We start from the raw sequence: 22545 nt of genomic DNA on the forward strand, positions 1-22545 counted from the left end.
GCTTAGCGAACATAGAGGTAAGTTGAGCATAGGTCTCGCTGAGTTTCACTGGCCTCAGCGGGATCTGGCGGTTTTGGTCCTCGAAACACGAGCAGCTCAAGCGTTTCCTGATCTTCGATCTTTCTCAGATTGATCTGAAGATAGCCGGTGTTTACGCCATTTGCGCAGAAGGTTCGTCCGCCTGTGAAGCGCAGTGAAGCAGCCTCGGTGAACTTGTAGATAGATGAGGTTCGGTCGCCCACCGCGCTGATCGGAAGATGCTCTCGATCACTGAAGATCAGGTGGTTCTCGTCAATTGCAAGGTTGCCGGTCGTGGACTGTGCTGAATAATTGAGAGGGCGCCATTTTGTTCCGGCAAGTGTGTCTGCGCTGGCAAATGACGTCGTGAGCAGGGGGACCGCGGCCAGGGCAGCGAGGAAAGGCTTCAAGGGACACCTCTATCGTTCCAATTTGTTTTGAGGTGACCTTAGGGAAGTTTCTTTTAAAAAATGCTATTTGATTGCCGCAAATTCGAGCAGAAAACAAAAAACCGCGCTGGATGGAGCGCGGTTTTCTGCTTCTCGAAAGTGAGAAAGAATTAATTAGGCTGCTGGCCTTCCTGCTGCTGGTTCGCCATGCGTGCCAGGTTCTGACGGTACAGAGCGGCAAAGTCGATTGGGTCCAGCATCAGTGGCGGGAAACCGCCGTTGCGGGTGGTGTCAGCCAGGATGTTGCGTGCAAATGGGAACAGCATGCGTGGGCATTCGATGAGAATGAATGGATGCATGTGTTCTTTAGGAACGTTGGTGATCTGGAACACGCCAGCGTAGATAAGCTCAACAGCGAACATAACCTGCTCAGCAGTGTTGGCTTTCGCATTCAGGGTCAGAACAACTTCAAACTGGTCGTCAGACAGAGGATTTGCACCAACGTTTACGTTGATGTCCAGCTTTGGCTGCTCACCTGGCTGAAGGGACTTGGGAGAATTTGGGTTCTCGAAAGACAAATCCTTAATGTACTGGGCAAGAATGTTCATGCCTGGAGCTGGTGCTTGTGCCTGAGCTTCCTGATTATCACTCATAATAGTGTTCCCGGTTCACGGTTAAATTTGGCATGTACGGCAAAATTCCCCTCGACCGCACATGTGTCCTTGGGGTGGCTAGCATGACATACCAGAGGATACAAGGCTGTGTGATCAATTATGGACCTAAACAACTGAACTCTTTCGCCTAGGCACTAATAGTTATATTGCTTCTTTGGGCATAACAATTCGCAAGATCCGGAACTCTGGAGCCGGCCAGATGGCATTCGCAACAACTGATCAATCCCGTAGCTTTGATTTGCAAGTCAAGTTGGACACTCTTGTCCGCTTGCGTTGGCTGGCAATTGCAGGGCAAACAATATCATTGATCGTTGTGTATTACGGCCTCGGTTTTCCGCTACCTATTGGATACTGCTATGTTCTGATTGCGGTTTCAGCATGGCTTAATGTGATTTTGAAGATTCGCTGGCCCGCCAGTACGCGCCTTCATGAAAACGGCGCGGCAATCCAATTGGCCTACGACATTCTCCAGCTGGCTGGCCTGCTCTACCTGACGGGCGGCCTTGGCAACCCGTTCTGCTTTCTGCTGTTGGCTCCGGTCATGGTGTCAGCCACTGCGCTTTCCTTCAAGAACACCATCATGTTGGCCTCCTTGGCTGGCTTTTTTGCAACGGTAATCGGCATCTATCACATGCCGCTGCCTTGGTATGGCGGTCAGGCACTTCAAATGCCGCCAGTTTATACGGTTGGAGTTTGGGTGTCTCTGCTGTGCAGCATGTTCTTCATGGCAACATATGCTCTGCGTATTGCCAGTGAAGCACGCCAACTGTCCAATGCGTTGGCTGCCTCCGATATGGTGCTTGCGCATCAGCAGCACCTTTCCGCGCTCGATGGTTTGGCCACCGCGGCGGCCCATGAGCTGGGAACGCCGCTCGGCACCATCTATCTGACCGCGAAAGAACTGGCCACAGAGTTTGAAGAAGGAGACCCGCTGCGTGAAGATGCGGAGCTGGTCTACGCTCAGGCGCGCCGATGCCGCGAAATTCTGCAGAAACTGACGTCGCTCTCCTCGGATACGGACCAGCATTTCCAGCGAATGCCGCTCTCTCAGTTGTTGGAGGAGGTTTCTCAGCCCCATCGGGGGCTCGGGGTTCATATCGATGTGCAGTTGGAAGGTGAGGGACCTGAGCCGGTTGGGCGGCGCGATCCAGGCATCGCCTATGGTCTCGGGAATATCCTAGAGAATGCGGTGGACTTCGCCGGGCGAAACGTGCAGCTGAAAGCCAGTTGGGACGATGAAAGAGTTGAGATTACCATCAGCGACGACGGTCCCGGTTTTGCGCCCGATGTGATTGCGCGCATGGGTGAGCCGTATGTGTCGAAGCGGGGGTTGGCGAAGAAAATTCAGCCATTGAGCAAGGAAAAAAAGAGCGCGCCTTCTGGGCAGGCAGGCGGCGGGCTGGGTTTGGGCTTCTTTATCGCCAAGACTCTTCTGGAGCGAACGGGTGCCCGCCTGAGCTTCGGTAATCGAAAACCCCCAGAAACAGGTGCAATTGTTCGGATTCGTTGGCCGAAAAATGCGATGGATCAATCATAACGCACAAAAATGCCTTAGATTAATTCTCAGGTGACTGATGCTGCTAATAAAAATGGAAGATCCCTTCCCAATATAGGCCCAGTCATTATAAGAAGGACCTACGCAGAGTAATTTGGACCCATTGGAAATGAACGAACTTGAAAGTGCACCCCTGGGCCGTCTGTTGATTCTGGATGACGACAAGGCCTTTCAGCAGCGGTTGGCCCGTGCCATGGAAAAGCGCGGCTTTGAAACAGACACTGCTGATGGGGTGAAGGAAGCCCTCAGCAAGGTTGCCGCCGAAGCGCCCGACTTCGCAGTTTGCGACATGCGTCTGGAAGATGGCAGTGGTTTGGATGTGGTTGAAGCAATCCGCATGAAGAAGCCGGAGGCGCGGGTCGTTGTCTTGACCGGCTATGGCAACATTGCAACCGCTGTAACTGCTGTAAAGCTCGGCGCCATGGACTACTTGGCCAAGCCAGCTGATGCAGATGACATCTTTTCAGCGCTGATGCGTCGCCCGAATGAAAAAGCCGCTCCGCCTGAAAACCCGATGTCCGCAGATCGCGTTCGTTGGGAACATATTCAGCGCGTTTATGAGCTGTGCGATCGCAACGTTTCTGAAACGGCCCGCCGTCTCAACATGCACCGCCGTACGCTGCAGCGCATCTTGGCGAAACGCGCGCCACGCTGAGTACAGGCAAATCTTTGGTGATGGGACGCGCAGGCTGAGAGATCAGCCTGCCGATGAACCTTGGTCTTTATTTTCCAAGCTGTGCTTGTTGATCAGCGGCAGCTGAGCCAGCGTGAAGACCATGGTAATTGGCATAAAGCCGAAAACCTTGAAGTCGACCCAGAAATCGGTCGAAAAGTTTCGCCAGACAATCTCATTGATAACGGCGAGCACAAAGAAAAACACCCCCCACCGCAGGGTGAGGATTCGCCATCCTTCGTCAGTCAGTTTGAATGCACTGTCGAAGACGTAGCCAAGCAACGATTTCCCAAAGAACAACCCGCCAAGCAAAATGCTGCCAAACATGACGTTCACGATGGTGGGCTTCAGTTTGATGAAGAGTTCATTGTGCAGATAAAGTGTCAGAGCACCAAACACCAGCACCACAACGCCGGAAACAACCGGCATCACCGGAAGAGAGCGCATGAGATAGTAGGAAACGGCCAGAGAGATTGAGATTGCGATCATGAATGCAGCCGTTGCGAGGAAAATGGGCTCTCCGAGGCTGTTCAAGACTGGGAAAGCCTCCATTAGCTGTTCGCCGCGAGTATTGGAAATGAAGAACACGGCGAGTGGCCCAAGTTCCAGTGCAAGCTTGAGAAGCGGTGCGACTTCCTCGTGACCTTTTTCATTGGGCGCGTGTTCAAATTCCATACTTCACTCTCTGGTTTTGCGAGCTATGTTGTAGAGCAGATAGGAGTTGCCCCGCCTAAAGGTCAAGCCCCTTCTTGAGTTAGTCAGAATTCTAAGCTTCCTCTGTGAATGACAGTAGAACGGAAGCGACAGGCATTTCATGGGTTTATTATGTTTTATGCATTTATTGCTGTTCTCTCGCTGCTCTTACTGTTTGTCGCGCGCATTGTCATACAAAATCGCCGCTTTCCTGTGCATCTCGGCTACGGTCAGAGTGGCTTCTCGGAGCTAGATGGCAAGCCGAACTGGGTTAGCAGTCAAACCCAGCACCGAAACAAGCGCGTTGCACCACTGCCATTCAAGGGCAGTCTTTCTGACACTCAGGAAGCTGTTCGAACGGCGCTCACCCAGCTCGGTGGCAATGAGATTTTATCGCAAACGGATACATTCTGGCATGTGGTGTTCACAACGCCGACCTTGCGCTTTCACGATGATCTGGAACTCTACTTTGATCAGGACACAGCGCTCATTCAATATCGATCCAAATCCAGAAGCGGCACCTCGGATCTGGGGCTCAATCGCAGGCGCTACGAGGCGTTTTCAAGCATATACGCAGCGCTTTGATGATGCCTAAAAGTTGGTGCGGGCTCGCATCGCCTGCGACAGCGTGCCTTCATCCAGATAGTCCAGCTCACCCCCAACCGGGACGCCATGGGCAAGGCGCGTAACCTTTACAGTGTCAAACCGAGCGAGTTGGTCGGTGATGTAGTGCGCTGTCGTTTGGCCTTCCACGGTCGCGTTAACAGCCAGAATAACTTCCGCAACACGACCTTCTTCGACACGCTCAACGAGCTTGTTGATATTGAGGTCATCGGGCCCAACGCCATCCAACGGCGATAGCGTGCCGCCAAGCACGTGATACTGCGCGCTAAGCGCGGAAGCCCTCTCCAAGGCCCAAAGGTCCGAGACATCTTCAACGACAATAATGGTGGAGGCATCTCGGCGAGGATCGGTGCAAATGGTGCAGGGATCGGAGGTATCTACCGTGCCGCAGGTTGAGCAAACGCACACTTTCTCAACGGCAACGCCCATTGCTTCAGCCAGGGGGATAAGCAGCTGGTCTTTTTTCTGCACGAGGTGCAGTGCCGCGCGCCGGGCAGATCGTGGCCCCAAACCTGGCAATTTGGAAAGCAGTTGGATCAGGCGTTCGATTTCGGGGCCGGCGACTTTGCGTGTGCTCATGAAACTGCTTGCGCTTTGGGATAGATAACTTGGCGCGGCAGGATGTCTGCCGCGCGGCATAATCAGACCTGTGGGTTTAGAATGGCAGTTTCATACCGGCAGGCAGACCAAGGTCAGACATCATTTCCTGCGTTTTTTCTTGAACCAAAGCTTCACCCTTAGCCTTTGCATCGTTGTGTGCTGCCAGAATCAGGTCTTCCAAGACTTCAGCGTCCTCTGGCTTGACCAAAGACGGGTCGATCTTGAGCCCCGTCATTTCGCCTTTGCCGTTCAGCGTTACAACGACCAGACCTGCGCCTGCAGTACCTTCAACAGACAGCTCATTCACCGCTGCCTGGAGGTCACCCATCTGCTGCTGCATCTGTTTGGCCTGCTTCATCATTTTCAGAAAGTCCATGGGACATCTCCTTACAACTGGAATCGCGGCAGACACTGGTTCGCTGCCTTTTCTTTTTAGTTCTTAGGCAAATTGGATTTGCGAACTAAAGCTCTTCATCCATATCGAGGCCATCAAGAGCTTCGTCAAGCAGTAAGTCACTTTCGAGACTCTGTTCATCCTCATCCTTTTTGAGGACCTTCACGTCCACCACTTTCGCACCTGGGAAGGCCTTCAGCAAGGCGGCGACCTCTGGGTCTGAATGAGCGGCGGTCACCAGCTGGCGCTGGTTGGCCTGCTTTTCCTCATAAAGGGTCGGGCGCCCCTGTTCCCGGCTCACTGCCACGATCCAACGTCGGCCCGTCCATTCGGTAAGCTTGCGCCCCAGCTCGCCCGCTGCATCTGGTGAGGCTTCTTCAGTTGGCTGAACTTCAATGCGGCCGGGCTCAAAGTTTACAAGGCGTAGTGCGCGCTCGATCGTCACCTTCATGGGAATGTCGCGCATCTTTGCGGCGCACTCGGCCACATCCTGCCAGCTTCGCAGAGCGATCTTCTCGACAACCTCAGGTGCCGCGGCTGGCTGTGCCTGAGCAACTGCCGCAATTGCCGACCCGGTGCCAGCCACGCTTTGCAAGCGCGGTGGGGTAGGGCTAGCATTTGAACCGGACGGAGCAGAGGTGGCGGTGTTTGAAGACGAAGCTGCACCGCCAGCAGTTGGTGCTCCGCCTAAATTAAAACCCCCGGATTTGAGAAGCTTGAGGGCTTCCTCCGGATCCGGCAAGTCCGCAGCATAACACAGCCTCACCAACACCATATCCGCCGCTGCCAGAGGTTTGGGTGCGGTTTGGGTTTCAGTGATGCCCTTGAGCAGAATTTGCCAACTGCGAGACAGCACGCGCATGGAGAGCTTTTCCGCAAACTGTTGGCCCCGGGTTCGCTCTGCTTCGGTCACGCTGGCGTCGTCGCCCGCGCGAGGCACGGCCTTCAGGCGTGTTACAAGGTGAGTGAAATCAGCAAGATCAGAAAGGACTACGGCCGGATCTGCGCCAACATCATATTGCGCTTTCAGCTCTTCCAGTGAGCTGGCGATGTCACCCTTCATCACGTGATCGAACAGATCAATGATGCGAGAACGGTCGGCGAGGCCCAGCATCTGGCGCACATCTTCTTCGCCGATATGGCCTGCCCCGTGGGCGATAGCCTGATCCAGCAGAGAAAGCGAGTCACGCGCAGAGCCTTCGCCGGCGCGCGCGATTAGCGTCAGCGCTTCATCGGAAATCTCGATGCCTTCGTTTGTGGAGATGCGGCGCAGCAGGCTGAGGAGCGTCCCGGACTCAATGCGGCGCAAATCAAAGCGTTGGCAGCGCGATAGCACGGTCACCGGTACTTTCCGGATTTCAGTGGTCGCGAAGATAAATTTTACGTGCTCTGGCGGTTCTTCCAGCGTCTTCAAAAGGCCGTTGAACGCTGCATTGGAGAGCATATGCACTTCGTCGATGATGTAGACTTTGTAGCGCGCATTTGCTGGGCGATAACGCACCGCCTCGGTGATCTCGCGAATGTCGCCAATGCCAGTGTGAGAGGCGGCGTCCATTTCTATGACATCAACATGCCGGCCTTCCATAATGGCCTGACAGTGCGCCCCCATCTTGTTGAGATGGATGGTTGGGCGGTCTATCTCCCCCGGAATCTCATAGTTCAGCGCTCGCGCCAGAATACGGGCGGTGGAGGTTTTACCAACACCGCGAACACCCGTTAGCATCCAGGCTTGAGCAATACGTCCGGTCTCAAACGCATTTTGCAGCGTTTTGACCATGGGCTCCTGACCATAGAGGTCATCAAAGGTGCTGGGGCGATATTTGCGCGCAAGAACACGATATCCGCTCTCCGTTGTCTTGGAAGAGCTGGCTGGCGCATCGGCGATGTGTGGTTGGCTGGTCTGGTCTACCTGAACGTCGTCCATAAGGCCCCGCAATAAACGCTACTGAAAAAGCAGCTGCCACTACCCCGGCCATTCAAGACGAAGACCGGCCGCTTGTCGAGGTAAGGCGCGGGGAAAAAGAGGTGGGAGGCTGGCACGGTGACCCGTACCGATGCTCGTTGGGGCTGCTTCCTTCCGGACCTGACCCGGTTGGCGAGTGGCTCGTCCACCACCAACCTCCCGGCCCCTGTATGGTCGTTTTTTATTAGCTTTGCAAGTGGCCTCGTGGAGGAATGTGGACGATTTGAACTCATGGCATGTTCAAGCGACCTTCACACAGCTTGTTCATGGAAGGGGTTGCGCTTGAGCCTCTTAAGGAGTTCAGTGAGGCGCTTTGAATATTTTGAGGAATTGCTCTGAAATGACTGTGCCATGGACACCGCAGGAGGCTTCGTCCTTCCTTTGTTTCTCCGGAAACCAGCTTGATAGAAGAGCTGGGTCAAGGTCCAAGAGCGCCTGGATTTCGGAAGTGGAGGCGCAGGCCTCCACCGTTTATGCACTCGCAACTGCCGGTCATTTCGTTCTGTCAAAGAGCGGAGGAACATCCTGCTTTCTAGGCAAGGAGGAGCTGGCCGCATTTCCAGTTTCCGGGGCTGAAAGAGCTTTTCTGGGCTTTGACAACAGCCGAAACGGCCGCCCGGTCTTTGCACTCCAGTTCCAGTCGGATCCGGAAGTGTTGAAGGAACAGCTCGCTGTAGACGGACTGTTTGAGCTGGCACCGCTCCGTGGCATCGCCGTTAGTCAGATGATCAGTCATGAAGATATGGGTGTGCTGGCGCAGGCGAGCGCGCTTCTGAATTGGCATCGTACGCATCCCAAATGCTCAAGATGCGGCGGTGATACGAAAATGTCTGAGGCAGGATATCGCCGCGATTGCCCCTCCTGTGAGGCTCAGCATTTTCCCCGTACCGATCCCTGCGTAATCATGTTGATACAAAACCAGAAGGGGGAGGCTCTTCTCGGGCGTCCGCATAACTTGCCGGAGAACCTCTTCACGACACTTGCGGGGTTTGTGGAACCCGGCGAAACCTTCGAAGACGCGGTGCGCCGTGAAACTTTCGAGGAATCGGGCATTCGCGTGGGCAATGTCCGCTATATCGCCAGCCAGCCGTGGCCGTTTCCATCCAACATTATGATGGGCTTTTTTGGTGAAGCACTGACAACAGAGTTGAACGTAGACTATGAAGAAATGTTCGATTGTCGATGGTTTACGAAGAGTGAAGTCGAAGAAATGCTAAATGGAACGACGAAAACTGGTTATTTTTGCCCGCCAGAAATCTCAATAGCGCATCACTTAATCAGACTATTTGTGCAAGGAAGCTAAACGCAAGCCGGTATAAGATCGCCGCGCTATTAGAGGGAGGTGATATGGCGACTTGCATTTATCTTACGCACCCGAATGTGGATATTGATCCCGCGATTCCGGTTGCAAGCTGGGATCTGTCCGATGAGGGCATCACACGCATGAAGGCGGGTCTGCGGCAGCCTTGGTTGCTCTCCGTGGACCATGTCATCACGAGCTCCGAGAAAAAGGCAATAGAAACCGGTCGCATCATCGCCAATCACTTGGGTGTCGAGTGTTGGAGTGAGGCGGGATTGCAAGAAAACGACCGCTCCTCAACTGGCTATCTGCCGGAAGAAGAGTTTGAAGAAGTGGCAAACGAGTTTTTTGCTCGGCCTGCGGTCAACATTCGTGGTTGGGAGCGCGCGCTCGATGCACAAACGCGCATCGTCTCAGCCATCAAAGGGGCGCTCGCCAAACTTCCTGATGACGAAGCGGTTTTGTTCGCCGGACATGGCGGTGTGGGCAGCCTGTTGCGCTGCCATCTTACCAACACCGGCATTTCCCGCGAATATGACCAATACGCTGGCGGAGGCTGCTACTTCTTTTTTGACAGTGCCGATCTCACTGCGAAACGTGCCAGCGTGAAGGCAACCGAGTGGCGCCGGATTGAAGATCTTGAATCTGAGCTGGCCGGTTAAGGCTCTTGGCGTGACTTGAGAAATGCGGTTTGGCAGCTTATGTCCACTGTCGAAGCTGTTTTTGTGAAGAGTTGAAACCAATGATTGCTGCTGCGTTGCGGTCGTTCTCTCAGGTATTCCAGCCGGAATATCGACATATCCTGCTGAAGTCTATCGGCTTGACCATTGGCTTGCTGGCGGTGATCTGGATCGTAATTCAGGCGCTGTTTGCAAACTTCGTCGAGCTGCCATACCCATGGTTGGAGACTGTTTTGGGCATTCTCACGGGTGTGGGTGCCTTTATCGGGTTGGGGTTCCTGATCGCGCCCGCTTCAGCTTTGTTTGTGGCCTTTTACCAGGACGACATTGCCGAGCTGGTTGAACAGCGTGACTACCCATATGATCCCTCCGGCAAAGCGCTGCCCGTCCTCCAGTCACTCGGGATCGCCTTGAAGTTTCTCGGTGTGGTCATTTTGGGCAATATTTGCGCGTTGCTTTTGCTTTTGGTTCCGGGTGTGAATCTGGTCGCCTTCTTTCTCGTCAATGGTTATTTGCTCGGTCGAGAATTCTTCGAGTTCGCAGCGATGCGGTTCATGTCGCCAGAAGATGCCCGCGCATTGAGAAGGGCGAATGGGGGCACAGTGTTCTTCGGTGGCCTTCTCATCGCATTGGTGCTTGCCGTGCCAATCCTGAACCTGATCACGCCGATGTTTGCCACCATCTATATGGTTCACATCTTCAAGCAGTTGCGAGGACGCGCCCCCGTGGCCGCTTAGTGCCTTGTTCGCTTTGTTTGCGACTTAGGTTCTAGATCCAGACCTCAGCTTCCATCGTTTAAAGAGGTGCTGATGGGTCCGCGGTACGCCGCCACGCGCGCGTGCTTGCTCCTTGTGGCGCAGGGTAAACTGTGTATGAGTGTCCTGAAAAATAGCTACAATTTTCAGAAATGAAAATTATGAGGCAAAAACTCCAGTTTTTGCGGTGGTTGGATTCAGTGTTTTCCCTGATTCTTGATGGCGTTTCTGTACAGTTTTTTTGCGCTTAATGCGCTGAAAAATCAAAGGTTTTCGAGAGATGCGCAATCTAAGCCCTTCGGATGCTTTGACGCACCCATTCGTTGGAGTTATTAGACACCAGTGCAACGCCTTGTTTTATTTACGCTTACGTAAACGTCAGCGTAGGCAAGGGACGGGAGAGGTTTAAATGGCGAATGCTGACTTTAAGGCCAACAGGCCACTGTCGCCCCATCTTCAGGTCTATCGCCTGATCCTGACGATGCTTATGTCGATCCTGCACCGTATAACGGGCGCAGGTCTGTACTTCGGTACGATCCTAATGGCGTTTTGGCTTATCTGCGCGGCATCGGGCCCGGAAGCCTATGAATTTGCCAATGGCGTGTTCGGATCATGGATCGGCCGTCTTATCCTATTCGGCTTCACCTGGGCTCTGGTGCACCACATGCTAGGTGGGTTGCGCCACTTCGTTTGGGACATGGGCCGCGGTTTCCAGCTCGAAGCAGCAAACTGGATGGCCAAGGCCACCATCATTGGTTCCGTAAGCTTGACGATCCTTCTATGGATTATCGGCTACGTGGTCCGTTAAAAGGAGAGAGCCGATGACTGACATGCGCACTCCACTCGGGAAGGTTCGCGGGCTGGGTTCTGCAAAAGACGGAACCCAACATTTTTGGCGTCAACGCGTTACAGCGGTTGCCAACGTGTTCTTGATCACCTTCTTTGTGTTTCTGGTTATCTCCCTGCAGGGGTCCGATTATCAGACCTTCGTTGAGACGATGCAAAACCCGCTCGTTTCCGTGCTGATGCTCTTGGTAATCCTTGTTGGCTGCTACCACATGAAATTGGGTATGCAGGTGATCATCGAAGATTATGTACACACCGAAGGGCTGAAACTGCTTGCTCTGATGGGCAACATCTTTTTTTCATCCTTCATCGCACTAGCTTCCGCTGTAGCAGTGCTTAAGATCAGCTTCGGAGGCTGAATACATGGCTGGACAAACCAGTGGGGCCGCAGCACCGGGTGCATCCGGTCAGGCCTATGAGTTCGTCGATCATAGCTTTGATGTTGTCGTTGTTGGCGCCGGTGGCGCTGGCTTGCGTGCGACGCTCGGCATGGCAGAGCAGGGTCTCAAAACCGCGTGTATCACCAAGGTGTTCCCGACCCGCTCTCACACCGTGGCGGCGCAAGGCGGAATTGCAGCATCTTTGCAGAACATGACGCCAGACAGCTGGCAATGGCATATGTACGACACCGTCAAGGGTTCTGATTGGCTCGGCGACACCGACGCCATGGAATACCTCGCCCGTGAAGCGCCTGCAGCTGTATATGAGCTGGAGCACTACGGCGTGCCATTTTCTCGCACAGAGGATGGCAAGATTTACCAGCGCCCGTTCGGCGGCCATATGCAAAACTATGGTGAAGGCCCCCCGGTGCAGCGTACCTGTGCAGCCGCTGACCGAACAGGTCACGCTATTCTGCACACGCTCTATGGTCAGTCTTTGAAGAACAATGCCGAGTTCTACATCGAGTATTTTGCGCTTGACTTGATCATGTCCGAAGACGGCGTGTGTCAGGGCGTGATTGCATGGAACCTTGATGACGGCACCATTCACCGCTTCTCGGCCAAGATAGTTGTTTTGGCGACGGGTGGTTATGGCCGTGCATATTTCTCGGCGACTTCCGCTCACACCTGTACGGGCGATGGCGGTGGCATGATTGCCCGCGCCGGTCTTCCGCTTCAAGACATGGAGTTCGTGCAGTTCCACCCAACCGGCATCTACGGCTCAGGCTGTCTGATCACTGAAGGTGCGCGCGGCGAGGGCGGTTACCTTGTGAACTCCGAGGGTGAGCGCTTCATGGAGCGTTATGCACCTTCTGCCAAGGACCTTGCATCTCGCGACGTGGTGTCCCGTTGTATGACGATGGAAATCCGTGAAGGTCGCGGTGTTGGCAAGAACAAGGACCATATCTTCCTGCATCTGGACCATCTGGATCCAGACCTGCTGGCTGAGCGTCTGCCTGGCATTTCCGAAAGCGCCCGCATTTTCTCAGGCGTGGATGTGACCAAAGCGCCAATCCCGGTTCTACCAACCGTTCACTACAACATGGGCGGCATCCCGACCAACTACTGGGGTGAGGTGCTGAACCCAACCGCCGAGGATCCAAACGCAGTCGCACCGGGTCTCATGGCTGTGGGCGAAGCAGGCTGTGCGTCTGTTCATGGCGCGAACCGTCTTGGCTCCAACTCGCTGATCGACCTTGTGGTGTTTGGCCGTGCGGCTGCCATCCGTGCAGGTGAAGTGATTGACCGCAGCGCGCCAATTCCAACGCCGAATGCAGCATCCTGCGAGAAAATCATGTCGCGCTTCGATCGCCTGCGTAACGCGAACGGCTCTGCGCCAACCGCAGAGCTGCGCTCTAAGATGCAGAAGACCATGCAAGAAGATGCTGCGGTGTTCCGTACTCAGGAAAGCTTGGAGCAGGGCTGTCAGCGCATTTCTCAGATCTGGGATGAAATGGCAGACGTCAAGGTTTCTGACCGCTCGTTAATCTGGAACTCTGACCTTGTGGAAACGCTGGAGTTGGAGAACTTGATGGCAAACGCGATCACCACCGTCTACGGTGCTGAAGCGCGCAAGGAAAGCCGCGGTGCTCACGCTCGTGAGGACTTCAAGGACGGCCCACTTGGCGGTCGTGACGATGAAAACTGGCGCGTACACACAATCTCTCGTGTATCTGAAGACGGCAAGGTCGAACTGAGTTATCGCCCGGTCGTTCTGGATCCTTTGACCACCTACGATCAGGGCGGCATTGATCCTCAAAAGATCGCACCAAAAGCACGCGTATACTAAGTGCAGTTGCCGGAGTTGAGCGAGTTGAACAGCATAGCGCCCCACGTTGATACACAGTCTCCGTTTGGTACCTACCAGGCGGGCGATGCTGTGCGCTTCATGTGGCGGTTGGCTGATCAACACAAATTCCGGCAAAGCCTTCGCAAGTTTTTCCGGCGCATCAGCGCGCGGTTCTATGCGGGGCCCTATGATACGGAAGTGGAGGGCCTTCGTTTTCGCATTTATCCGGGCGAGAACTATGATGATCGCAAGATGCTGGCAAAAGGCCGCTTGCCGGAAAAGCAAGAGCACAAGTTTCTTCAGGAACTTTTGAAGCAGGGTGAAACCTTCGTGGATGTGGGAGCCAATGTGGGCACCTACAGCCTGTTCGCGGCGAAAGCGGGCATGAAGGTCGTGTCCCTAGAGGCAAACCCTGTCACCGCCAGCAAACTGCAATTTAACGCAGATGCGAACGGTATGGACGATCTCACTGTGATCGTTTGTGGCGCGGGTGCACAAGAGGGCACGCTGAACCTTTGGCTGGAGCCAACGAACTCTGGCTTTGCCACCATGGTCAAAGATCTGACCACAGGGCAATGGGCAGGGGATTGGAGGCCCGTTGAAGTTCAAGTGCGTCCACTGGATGCCCTCCTGCGCGATGCGGAGGTCGAGACTGTAGACTTGTTAAAGATCGACGTGGAAGGGTTTGAGGACCGTGTTCTTCTGCCTTTCTTGCGTGGCCGGACACAGGAAGCCTGGCCGCGTGTAATCTTGCTTGAAACCAATTGCCGCGACTTCTGGGAGGAGGACTGTCTTCAGGTTCTGGAAGAATGCGGCTATCGGGTTCATGCGGAAACACAAGATAATCTGGTGCTCGTGAGGTAACCCCACTTCGAGCAAGAACGGGGCCTCGACGCGAAAACGGGCCTCAACAGACGCGGAGCAAGAAAAATGGTTCAGCTGACGTTGCCTAAGAATTCCCGTATGGGCGAGGGTAAAGTCTGGGATAAACCGGAGGGCGCCACGAACCTGCGTGAATATCGGGTTTATCGTTGGTCGCCGGATGATGGACGCAATCCACGCATCGACACGTATTATGTCGACATGGACGACTGCGGTCCTATGGTTCTTGATGCACTGATCTACATCAAGAACAACATCGATCCGACCCTCACATTCCGTCGCTCTTGCCGCGAAGGCATCTGCGGTTCTTGTGCCATGAACATCGACGGCACAAACACGCTGGCCTGCACCAAGGGCGCGGACGAATGTCAGGACGAGATCGTCAAGATTTACCCACTGCCGCACATGCCCGTGGTCAAAGACTTGGTGCCAGACCTGACCCGCTTTTACGCTCAGCACCGGTCCATTGAGCCATGGCTCAAGACAACAACGCCTGAGCCGGCGAAAGAGTGGCTGCAGTCTCACGAGGATCGTCAGAAACTGGACGGCCTCTACGAGTGTATTCTGTGCGCATGCTGTTCCACTTCCTGCCCAAGCTACTGGTGGAATGGAGACCGCTATCTTGGCCCTGCTATTCTGTTGCAGGCCTACCGCTGGCTGATCGACAGCCGTGATGAAGCTACAGGCGAGCGTCTGGACAACCTCGAAGATCCATTCCGCCTCTACCGTTGTCACACCATCATGAATTGTTCTCAGACCTGTCCGAAGGGTCTCAACCCGGCAAAGGCAATTGCTGAGATCAAGAAGATGATGGTTGAGCGTCGCGTATAGGCAGCTACGCAGGTCGATAAGCTTTCAAAGCCGCCTTCGGGCGGCTTTTTTTCTAGAAGGTCTCAAAGTGATAGGTGATGCCGATACGCACGATGTCGCTCGTCACATCTTCGCTGAAGGACGTGGAGCCAATCCGGAAGGTGTCAGAGCCAAAGTCTATATGCTGATAGTCAAGGCGTAAGGACAGGTTGTCAGCCACCATCGCTTCAACGCCGCCGCCAACCATCCAGCCTGTCATTTGATTGGAATCGCTGCCGCCACCGAAGTTCGGGTTTTCTGCGCTTATCCGACTTGTTGCGACACCTGCATCCACATAGGCGAGAATGTACTCCCAGATGATGCCAGCGCGCACCTTGGCTGCGAGCAGGTAGTCTGAATCAAGGTCCAGACCTGAGGATGAATGCCCGCTGAACCCCCAAAGATTGCCTTCAATCTCCGCGCCAATGAAAACATCCTGATAAACATAGTTGTAGCCAGCGTAAAGCCCACCAACCGCGCCATCATAGCCACTGCTGGAGTCAAATCGGTCTTGCCCTCTCAAGTGGGCGTACCCAGCCGAGGCACCGACGTAAGCACCTGACCAGTCATAAAGCAAAGGCTCCAAAAATATTTCGGTCTCTGCAATCTCTTGTTCTTCTTCAATTCCAATGTCTTCAATGACCTGCTGTGCTTGAGCGTTGGAAGCAAGCAACGCACAGGCCATGATCGCAGACGCAGATACAAACACGCGATACATGGGAACCCCCTTGCGGGCTGAGGCCCTAAGCCAGTCAGAGGATGCCTCTGACCTACCCGCAGGGTAATGCGAAAATTTTTATAAAACATTGATAACGCGACGTCGCGTTGGTCTACCGGCGCTCAATGCCCTTGAGCAGCATTCGGATGACGCTGACGCATTGCTCACGCAAAATGGAATAGTCCGTATCGCTCCAAAGCTGCGGAAAGCGAAACTTGGTCGTCGCAGACTGAATGGTAATGGCAGCCTTCTTGGAGTTGTGGATGTCGAACTCTTCTGCAAGGACGCCGGACCTCAAAATGGTTTCGATGGGATGGCGCGTCAGGCGCAGCAGCTCTTCAGTATGCCTTGGCCGCTTGCTCATAATCACCTGCAAGCAGCTTCGCATTCCCTTGTGCTGATCGATGAGGCGGTGGGTCTCCTCAAGCTCTAGCAGAAGCAGCATGCTCAGGCGCGCTGCCGCGCTGGCATTGGGGTCCACTGCTGTCTCAAGCCGTGCGACAAGTCGAGCGATTTCCGCATCAACAACCGCGCAGACCAAGTGGAGCTTGCCGGGGTAAAAGTTATAGATGTGGGCCATGGAGATGCCTGATCCCTTGGCGATCTCAGCCAGAGATGTCTTCGCGTAGCCATTTTTCAGGAACGCGCTGCTTGCTGCTTCAAGGACATCAGCTGCCCGCCCCCTTGCAGCTAGGATCTCTCCAATGGCCATTGTTTTCTCGTGAAGGTGAACTGCCTGAGACTTCAAACCACAAGGCACAGCGTTACAAAACGTCTCGCGCCCGCGTGATTACCAAAGTCAGTTATATACGAAAAAACTCATAATTTATATAGTTTTACTGCGACAAGAACGCACTTAAATCCGGTTGTTGATCACTATTCATCCCTTTATATTAGATCCATCTAAAATAAGTAGGAGAGACCCATGTCCGTAGATAACTGGAAAGAATTCATCGCCCAGACCGATGGCCGACTTGCTGAAATGCGCCCCGGAATTCCCGGTGTGATGAAAGGATTTGGTGAAGTTGCCAAAAACGCCATTGCACCAGGTGCCCTCGATTCCAAGACCAAGGAGCTGATTGCGCTCGCCATCGGTATTGCAGCTCGTTGCGATGGCTGTCTGGGCTATCACGCAAAGGCGGCGATCAAGTATGGCGCTACACGCGAGGAAGTCATGGAGGCAATCGGCGTTGCAATCTACATGGGCGGGGGGCCTTCAGTAATGTATGGTGCGGAAGCGCTTGCCGCATACGATACCTTTAAGAACGAGGGATAAGTTACTATTCCCGTTGATGGCAGCGCCAATTGACAGCATGCGCAGCTTACATACTTGCTCTTGAATGGTCTTGCAGGTAAGTCCTGCTAGAAATCGAGCTGTGAGCATGTAAGCTGTGGGTGTGCCAGAAAAAACAGATGCCAACATATCCGCTGCGACCAAAGAGGTTCTTCCTCATTTGGAGCGGCTGGCTACTGCGCATTCAATCTGCATCCTCCAAGCTGCCAATCCTGTCTGCTTGACCCAGCTTGGCGAGGGCAGCACAGGGTTTCCCTCTTCACGGTTTGTCTTTGTTCGTTCGGTTGAGCATTACCTCTCGCTGTTTCCCAAAGAAGAACACATCGAAGATGAGGGCATTGACCCAACCGACATCATCGGTTGGGATTTGCGCAAGGCGCTAGTTGCGGTTTTGCAAGGTGATCCTACAGCGGTTGATTGGCTGCGCATCACCCCTACTCAGATTTCAGTGAAGGGCTTCAAGGATAGTTTCGTTGGGTTCGCACAAGAGCACGGCGATCCTGTACGTTTTGCGCAAAGTCATCTTCAACTGCTGCTGAAATTCCATCGTCGGTTCAAAGGGCAGCCGCAGGGCGAAATGGTGCCGGAAAAGCTGATTGATTTGCTCCGGCCGGCTCTATCGCTGCGTTGGTATTCACAGCACAAACTGCAAGGCCTGCCGCCCGCTCAGCTCGCGCATCTTCTTGATGATGTATTTATCCGCCCTGTTCTTCGTGGTGAGATCGTGGAGTTGTTGGATCGGCAGCGACAGGGACAACTCAAGGACCTGGAGCCGATTCCCACCGCCGTGGGAGAGCTTTTGCTCGCAGAAATTGAGGCCGGTCCCGCACTTGCGACTCGTAAACGGCGTCCGTTTACTCGCGAAATCATGCAGGAAGCGGACCGTTTCTTCCTCAGGTGGTCGGTCCTTAACCAGCGCTAAACCCGGAACCAGGCGCAGCCCTTGCGGCAACTAACCCCCTTGTTATTGCAGGTTTACCCTGCGTGTATGGACTGTTAGGTCCAAACAGGTGTTGTGAAGATGGCGATTGTGCACGCAAAGCCAACAGTCCACGTGAGCGAGCGTAATGAAGCGCGGTTGAGCCAGAAGCAGGCGATGTAAAGAACGCGCATGGAAAGAAAGAGGCCGCACAGGCTGTTGATCCATTCCGGGTCTCCGCCTTGCCCGAGTGCCACGAAAACTGCGACAGCGAAGAATGGGAACGCCTCTAGGCTGTTGTAATGCGCGCTCTGCGCTCTTCGCCGAAATGGCTCGGACCAGTACTCTGGATTTCTAGGATCAGAGTTGTCGAAAGACTTGGACATTTTTCCCGGAAGTAATGCAACCAAAGGAAGCAGGCCCGCAATCAGAATCGACCAGATGGCAAATGGCATTTTGAATGTGCTCCTGTTCTAAAAGCTTCGCATTATTAAGTAGATAGGCGTATTAGAGGTGGCGGCAAGATACTAGTACTTTTCAGTAGTTATGTTCAAATTTTCTAATGCAATGCAGTTTAAAGTTTAATCTGCTTAAAGGTGCCCTAGTTCTTTAGTCGACTTTACCCACAATACTTTTGGAATTTTTCAGTTTCGTTGAACTGTGTCACAGAACCGAAGGGTTAACGAGTTACATCCGGCACCAAATTGATAACGGGCCCTGAACGAAATGGTGTCCCAAAACGGACCTAGGAGACATAGAATGGCAATAGCAAACGTTCTATTTGTCTGTGTCGATAATGCGCTGCTGAGCCTGATGGCAGAAGCCTATGCGAACGCGAAATCCAATGGTGTTGTGCGCGCCTTTTCTGGTGGCCCCATGCCTGTCGATGGAATGAACGAGTATGGTCGCAAGATTCTCGCAGACAAAGGCATTGCTGATAAAGGCCTCGAACCGAAATCGTGGAACATTTTTGCGTTTCCACATGCCCCTCAGCCGGACTTCGTCGTCGAGCTGCAAAGCGACGCTTTGATGATGACGCCGCCAAAGTGGGCGAACGACCCAGTCGTTTCCAAGTGGCAGGTTGTTCCGGGAAATCACCGGATCACTTCTCTGGAAGATGCAAAGACTGCTTTCCGGCGGATTCGTGAATCAATTGATCGTGCGCTTTTGTCTGGTCAGTTTGAAACAAACCATATGCTCTGGCGGGTAGCTGGTTAACTTGTGAAACAGTTGGTTTCTGTGCAAAGGTAGGCGGCATTAACCAGTTTTGTCGGCGACGGTGTTGGGGAAACGAGGCATTTAGGCCAATTTGTTACTGGTCTGTTTACCTTTTCGGGTCAATCTTTACGACACTTATGGTTAATGCACGCTCATACTGAGGCAGGGTGAAAGACACTATGAACCGCGGTTTGACAATTGCACTGGTATCCGTTCTCGCAATCTCAACGATGGCGTGCCAGCGCACCACCTATACGCGCAGCTATGTATCACCGCTGCCAGCGACACCATCCACACCCGTAGCAGGGGATTCCTTATCTCCTCTCGATCAGCAACCGGGTGCAAGTCAGGGCGAAATCACCGGCCAGCCTCTTGATGGCACTGCTGACGGGACACAGGTCGCCTCGGTAGCGCCAGGCGCAGCAGGTGGCAGCTCCGTGGGCCGTACCGATCTGTTGGGCGGTTGGGATGTCGCATCTGGCGCGGACAGCTGTAAGCTATTCATGACGCTGACGACATGGAGCGGCGGTTACCGCGCCAATACCCGTGGCTGTAGCGACGAGAGCCTCTCTCGCATCGCGGCATGGGATCTGAACGGCAGTCAGGTTGTTCTGAAAGATGCAGCAGGCTCTGACATTGCGCAGCTCTCAGGTGGTGGCAGCTCCTTCAATGGCGTAACAAATAGCGGCGCACCGATCTCCTTCCGCCGCTAATCAAGCGAAAAATCCGAGATTTTGAGCCCGGCACAGTTTAACTGGCGCCGGGTTTTTCTTACCTATCAGGTGGCCTTCCCACTTTTTGATAGGGGTGTCCGTGCGATTTTGGCTTGATTGCGAAATTGCCTAGGAACTATGCCTAGGCTGAAAAACTCGACTAGGGTGATCCCCGATCTCCATCGAACCAACACAACTAAAGTGGGGCCTTGTGACTGAAGCGATACCAAGCGCTGTAACCGTGAAGGGGCGCTACCAGGCAATGGTAGACGCGGGCGAAATTGAAGCTGATAGCGCCCAGGTGGCTGTTGTGCGCCATCTGGACGAATTGAATGCAGCGCTGACCGAGGCGCGCATCGCCACAAAAAAGAGCGCGCTGGGATGGCTGTTCAGCAAACGAAAAGCCCAGATTGCAGCGCCAAAAGGGCTTTACATTTGGGGCTCGGTTGGGCGCGGCAAAACCATGTTGATGGACCTCTTCTATCAAGTGGCAACAGAGCCAAAGAAGCGTCGATCGCATTTTCATGAGTTCATGGCCGAAACGCACGCACGGGTTTTCGAAGCGCGTAAACAAATTTCTGAAAAAAATTCTAAAAATTCAGACCCGATTTTGCCAGTTGCAGAAGCAATTGCGGAAGAAACACGTCTGTTGTGTTTCGATGAATTTACCGTGACCGATATCGCGGATGCCATGCTGTTGGGGCGCCTGTTCACCAAGCTTTTCGAGCGTGGTGTTGTTGTTGTCGCGACGTCCAACGTGGATCCTAAGGATCTTTACAAGGACGGCTTGAACCGAAGCCACATACTCCCGTTTATCGACCTTTTGCAGCAGAAGGTCGACGTATTGAAGCTGGATTCTAGAACGGACTTCAGGCTTGAAAAGCTGGCAGGCACCCAAGTTTACGTGAGCCCGCTTGGGCCGGAATCCGATCGCCAACTCAATGAGATCTGGCGTAGCCTAACAAACAACGTGCCACCACACTCTGAAACACTGGAGAACCTCGGTCGTGAGATAAAGGTCGACAAGACCTGTGCTGGGGTGGCGTGGTTCACCTTCGACGAGCTTTGCCGTCAGCCGCTCGGGGCGTCGGACTTCCTGCGCATTGCGCAGGCGTACCACACTATCATTCTGGCAAATGTACCAGTGCTTGAAGCGCGGTTTAGAAATGAGGCAAAGCGCTTCATTAATCTCATTGATGCGCTCTACGACAACAAGGTCAAGCTCATCATCTCTGCAGATGCAGAGCCAGACAAACTCTATAGCGCGCCGTCTGGTACCGAGGTGTTTGAATTCGATCGCACGGCCTCCCGTCTGATTGAGATGCGTTCGGAGGAGTATCTCGAGGAGGAGCCGAGATTCGAAAACTGAAAAAAATACAAAAAATTCAGTTTTGACGATTCAGAGCTGCTTTTTTATCCGAAAAACATGCCATATACGGGAAATAACGCGGTTGCCCCGTCGGTTTGCCTTGCGTGTATGCGTAAAACCCGGTAACGCACTGCGACAAATAAGCGCCTTTTTAAGGTGATGGGATTACGTAAACGGGAGCTAATTGATATGGCACGGAACAAGATTGCTTTGATTGGCGCAGGCCAAATTGGTGGCACGCTTGCTCACCTGGCAGGCCTGAAAGAACTGGGTGACGTCGTGTTGTTCGACATCGCCGAGGGCACGCCGCAGGGCAAAGCGCTCGATCTCGCGGAGTCTTCTCCAGTAGATGGTTTTGACTCTGCACTTTCCGGCGCAAACACCTACGAAGCAATCGAAGGTGCTGACGTTGTCATCGTAACCGCCGGTGTTCCGCGCAAGCCAGGCATGAGCCGCGATGACCTACTTGAAATCAACCTGAAGGTCATGGAGCAGGTTGGCGCCGGCATCAAGAAGTATGCCCCAAATGCATTCGTCATCTGTATCACCAACCCGCTTGATGCCATGGTCTGGGCGCTGCAGAAGTTCTCCGGTTTGCCTGCAAACAAGGTTGTTGGCATGGCAGGCGTTCTGGACAGCGCACGCTTCCGCTACTTCCTGGCTGAAGAGTTTAAGGTCTCCGTGGAAGATGTCACTGCGTTCGTTCTTGGTGGTCATGGCGACACCATGGTTCCGCTGACCCGTTACTCCACTGTTGCTGGCATTCCGCTCACCGATCTGGTCAAGATGGGCTGGTGCACTGCTGAGCGTATGGAAGAAATTGTTCAGCGCACCCGTGATGGCGGCGCGGAAATTGTTGGCCTGCTCAAGACTGGCTCTGCTTTCTACGCCCCAGCCGCTTCTGCAATTCAGATGGCTGAAAGTTACCTGAAGGACAAAAAGCGCGTTCTGCCATGTGCAGCGCACCTGGATGGTCAGTATGGCCAGAAGGATATGTATGTAGGCGTGCCTTGCGTAATCGGTTCCAACGGCATCGAGCGCATTGTCGAGATCGAACTCAACAATGACGAAAAAGCGATGTTCGACAACTCCGTATCCGCAGTCGAGGGTCTGGTGGAAGCTTGTAAAAAGATCCAGCCAGCTCTTGCATAACACCATGATCTGACGGGAGCGTAGCGGTGCAAGCTGCG

Annotated in this window: 26 protein-coding genes and 1 other RNA gene; 17 read left to right on the forward strand and 10 right to left on the reverse strand. The window is 53.8% G+C overall.

What is annotated here, in order from left to right:
- Positions 1-2: 2 nt before the first annotated feature.
- The gene (locus Q3Y58_RS00665) at positions 3-428 is read right to left on the reverse strand and encodes a hypothetical protein (protein WP_319620590.1); all 426 of its coding nucleotides are present in this window, start codon (positions 426-428) and stop codon (positions 3-5) included.
- Positions 429-577: 149 nt separating this feature from the next.
- Positions 578-1060: a protein-export chaperone SecB gene (gene secB / locus Q3Y58_RS00670; protein ID WP_274217859.1), complete on the reverse strand. Its 483-nt coding sequence runs from the start codon at positions 1058-1060 to the stop codon at positions 578-580.
- Positions 1061-1280: 220 nt separating this feature from the next.
- Here secB and Q3Y58_RS00675 point away from each other — a divergent pair, with 220 nt between their 5' ends.
- Positions 1281-2618 (forward strand): ActS/PrrB/RegB family redox-sensitive histidine kinase, encoded by a 1338-nt coding sequence (locus Q3Y58_RS00675; RefSeq protein ID WP_274217860.1) that lies wholly within the window; start codon positions 1281-1283, stop codon positions 2616-2618.
- Between the two features lie 127 nt (positions 2619-2745).
- A complete protein-coding gene (locus tag Q3Y58_RS00680) occupies positions 2746-3291 on the forward strand; it encodes an ActR/PrrA/RegA family redox response regulator transcription factor (RefSeq protein ID WP_274217861.1) in 546 nt (181 codons plus the stop codon).
- A gap of 42 nt (positions 3292-3333) precedes the next feature.
- On the opposite strand, the gene Q3Y58_RS00685 is transcribed toward Q3Y58_RS00680, so the two are convergent.
- Positions 3334-3984, reverse strand: a complete 651-nt coding sequence (locus tag Q3Y58_RS00685) for a septation protein A (RefSeq protein WP_319620592.1) — start codon at positions 3982-3984, stop codon at positions 3334-3336.
- Between the two features lie 150 nt (positions 3985-4134).
- Here Q3Y58_RS00685 and Q3Y58_RS00690 point away from each other — a divergent pair, with 150 nt between their 5' ends.
- Positions 4135-4587, forward strand: a complete 453-nt coding sequence (locus Q3Y58_RS00690; protein WP_319620593.1) for a DUF1499 domain-containing protein — start codon at positions 4135-4137, stop codon at positions 4585-4587.
- Between the two features lie 6 nt (positions 4588-4593).
- Here the strand turns inward: Q3Y58_RS00690 and recR are convergent, their stop codons facing one another.
- The 4 genes from recR to ffs all read right to left on the reverse strand — a co-directional run bounded on the left by recR (position 4594) and on the right by ffs (position 7743).
- A complete protein-coding gene (recR, locus tag Q3Y58_RS00695) occupies positions 4594-5205 on the reverse strand; it encodes a recombination mediator RecR (protein ID WP_274217864.1) in 612 nt (203 codons plus the stop codon).
- 76 nt (positions 5206-5281) lie between these two features.
- Complete coding sequence (locus Q3Y58_RS00700) at positions 5282-5602, reverse strand: YbaB/EbfC family nucleoid-associated protein (protein ID WP_274217865.1); 321 nt, start codon at positions 5600-5602, stop codon at positions 5282-5284.
- 85 nt (positions 5603-5687) lie between these two features.
- Positions 5688-7544 (reverse strand): DNA polymerase III subunit gamma/tau, encoded by a 1857-nt coding sequence (locus Q3Y58_RS00705; RefSeq protein WP_319620594.1) that lies wholly within the window; start codon positions 7542-7544, stop codon positions 5688-5690.
- 101 nt (positions 7545-7645) lie between these two features.
- Positions 7646-7743: signal recognition particle sRNA small type (gene ffs, locus Q3Y58_RS00710), an RNA gene on the reverse strand.
- Between the two features lie 288 nt (positions 7744-8031).
- On the opposite strand from ffs, the gene nudC reads away from it, so the two are divergent.
- The 8 genes from nudC to Q3Y58_RS00750 all read left to right on the forward strand — a co-directional run bounded on the left by nudC (position 8032) and on the right by Q3Y58_RS00750 (position 15106).
- On the forward strand, positions 8032-8886 hold the full coding sequence (nudC, locus tag Q3Y58_RS00715; RefSeq protein ID WP_319620595.1) for an NAD(+) diphosphatase: 855 nt from the start codon (positions 8032-8034) through the stop codon (positions 8884-8886).
- 44 nt (positions 8887-8930) lie between these two features.
- Positions 8931-9545, forward strand: a complete 615-nt coding sequence (locus tag Q3Y58_RS00720; protein WP_319620597.1) for a histidine phosphatase family protein — start codon at positions 8931-8933, stop codon at positions 9543-9545.
- Positions 9546-9625: 80 nt separating this feature from the next.
- On the forward strand, positions 9626-10300 hold the full coding sequence (locus Q3Y58_RS00725; RefSeq protein WP_274217869.1) for a sulfate transporter family protein: 675 nt from the start codon (positions 9626-9628) through the stop codon (positions 10298-10300).
- A gap of 427 nt (positions 10301-10727) precedes the next feature.
- Positions 10728-11126 (forward strand): succinate dehydrogenase, cytochrome b556 subunit, encoded by a 399-nt coding sequence (gene sdhC / locus Q3Y58_RS00730; RefSeq protein ID WP_274217870.1) that lies wholly within the window; start codon positions 10728-10730, stop codon positions 11124-11126.
- A 13-nt stretch (positions 11127-11139) separates the two neighbouring features.
- Positions 11140-11523: a succinate dehydrogenase, hydrophobic membrane anchor protein gene (gene sdhD, locus Q3Y58_RS00735; protein ID WP_274217871.1), complete on the forward strand. Its 384-nt coding sequence runs from the start codon at positions 11140-11142 to the stop codon at positions 11521-11523.
- Between the two features lie 4 nt (positions 11524-11527).
- Positions 11528-13393 (forward strand): succinate dehydrogenase flavoprotein subunit, encoded by a 1866-nt coding sequence (gene sdhA, locus Q3Y58_RS00740; protein WP_319620598.1) that lies wholly within the window; start codon positions 11528-11530, stop codon positions 13391-13393.
- A 24-nt stretch (positions 13394-13417) separates the two neighbouring features.
- Positions 13418-14257: an FkbM family methyltransferase gene (locus tag Q3Y58_RS00745; RefSeq protein ID WP_319620600.1), complete on the forward strand. Its 840-nt coding sequence runs from the start codon at positions 13418-13420 to the stop codon at positions 14255-14257.
- 66 nt (positions 14258-14323) lie between these two features.
- Positions 14324-15106 (forward strand): succinate dehydrogenase iron-sulfur subunit, encoded by a 783-nt coding sequence (locus tag Q3Y58_RS00750; RefSeq protein WP_274217874.1) that lies wholly within the window; start codon positions 14324-14326, stop codon positions 15104-15106.
- A gap of 52 nt (positions 15107-15158) precedes the next feature.
- Here Q3Y58_RS00750 and Q3Y58_RS00755 read toward each other — a convergent pair whose 3' ends face one another.
- Together Q3Y58_RS00755 and Q3Y58_RS00760 are read right to left on the reverse strand one after the other, a co-directional pair.
- A complete protein-coding gene (locus tag Q3Y58_RS00755) occupies positions 15159-15842 on the reverse strand; it encodes an outer membrane protein (RefSeq protein ID WP_274217875.1) in 684 nt (227 codons plus the stop codon).
- A 112-nt stretch (positions 15843-15954) separates the two neighbouring features.
- Complete coding sequence (locus Q3Y58_RS00760) at positions 15955-16554, reverse strand: TetR/AcrR family transcriptional regulator (protein ID WP_319620601.1); 600 nt, start codon at positions 16552-16554, stop codon at positions 15955-15957.
- 213 nt (positions 16555-16767) lie between these two features.
- Here Q3Y58_RS00760 and Q3Y58_RS00765 point away from each other — a divergent pair, with 213 nt between their 5' ends.
- On the forward strand, positions 16768-17118 hold the full coding sequence (locus Q3Y58_RS00765) for a carboxymuconolactone decarboxylase family protein (protein ID WP_319620602.1): 351 nt from the start codon (positions 16768-16770) through the stop codon (positions 17116-17118).
- A 121-nt stretch (positions 17119-17239) separates the two neighbouring features.
- A complete protein-coding gene (locus tag Q3Y58_RS00770) occupies positions 17240-18058 on the forward strand; it encodes a DNA polymerase beta superfamily protein (RefSeq protein WP_319620603.1) in 819 nt (272 codons plus the stop codon).
- 74 nt (positions 18059-18132) lie between these two features.
- Here the strand turns inward: Q3Y58_RS00770 and Q3Y58_RS00775 are convergent, their stop codons facing one another.
- On the reverse strand, positions 18133-18510 hold the full coding sequence (locus tag Q3Y58_RS00775; protein WP_274217879.1) for an MAPEG family protein: 378 nt from the start codon (positions 18508-18510) through the stop codon (positions 18133-18135).
- 304 nt (positions 18511-18814) lie between these two features.
- Here Q3Y58_RS00775 and Q3Y58_RS00780 point away from each other — a divergent pair, with 304 nt between their 5' ends.
- From Q3Y58_RS00780 to mdh, 4 genes are all read left to right on the forward strand, one after another.
- A complete protein-coding gene (locus Q3Y58_RS00780) occupies positions 18815-19273 on the forward strand; it encodes an arsenate-mycothiol transferase ArsC (protein WP_274217880.1) in 459 nt (152 codons plus the stop codon).
- Positions 19274-19452: 179 nt separating this feature from the next.
- Positions 19453-19986, forward strand: a complete 534-nt coding sequence (locus Q3Y58_RS00785; protein ID WP_319620605.1) for a protease inhibitor Inh/omp19 family protein — start codon at positions 19453-19455, stop codon at positions 19984-19986.
- A 211-nt stretch (positions 19987-20197) separates the two neighbouring features.
- Entirely contained in the window at positions 20198-21355 is a 1158-nt protein-coding gene (gene zapE, locus Q3Y58_RS00790) for a cell division protein ZapE (RefSeq protein ID WP_319620607.1), read from the forward strand.
- Positions 21356-21544: 189 nt separating this feature from the next.
- Positions 21545-22507, forward strand: coding sequence for a malate dehydrogenase (gene mdh / locus Q3Y58_RS00795; protein WP_274217883.1), 963 nt, complete (start codon positions 21545-21547; stop codon positions 22505-22507).
- Positions 22508-22545: the final 38 nt, after the last annotated feature.

The sequence above is a fragment of the Nesiotobacter zosterae genome (assembly GCF_033843645.1).
Taxonomy (GTDB): Bacteria; Pseudomonadota; Alphaproteobacteria; order Rhizobiales; family Stappiaceae; genus Pseudovibrio; species Pseudovibrio zosterae.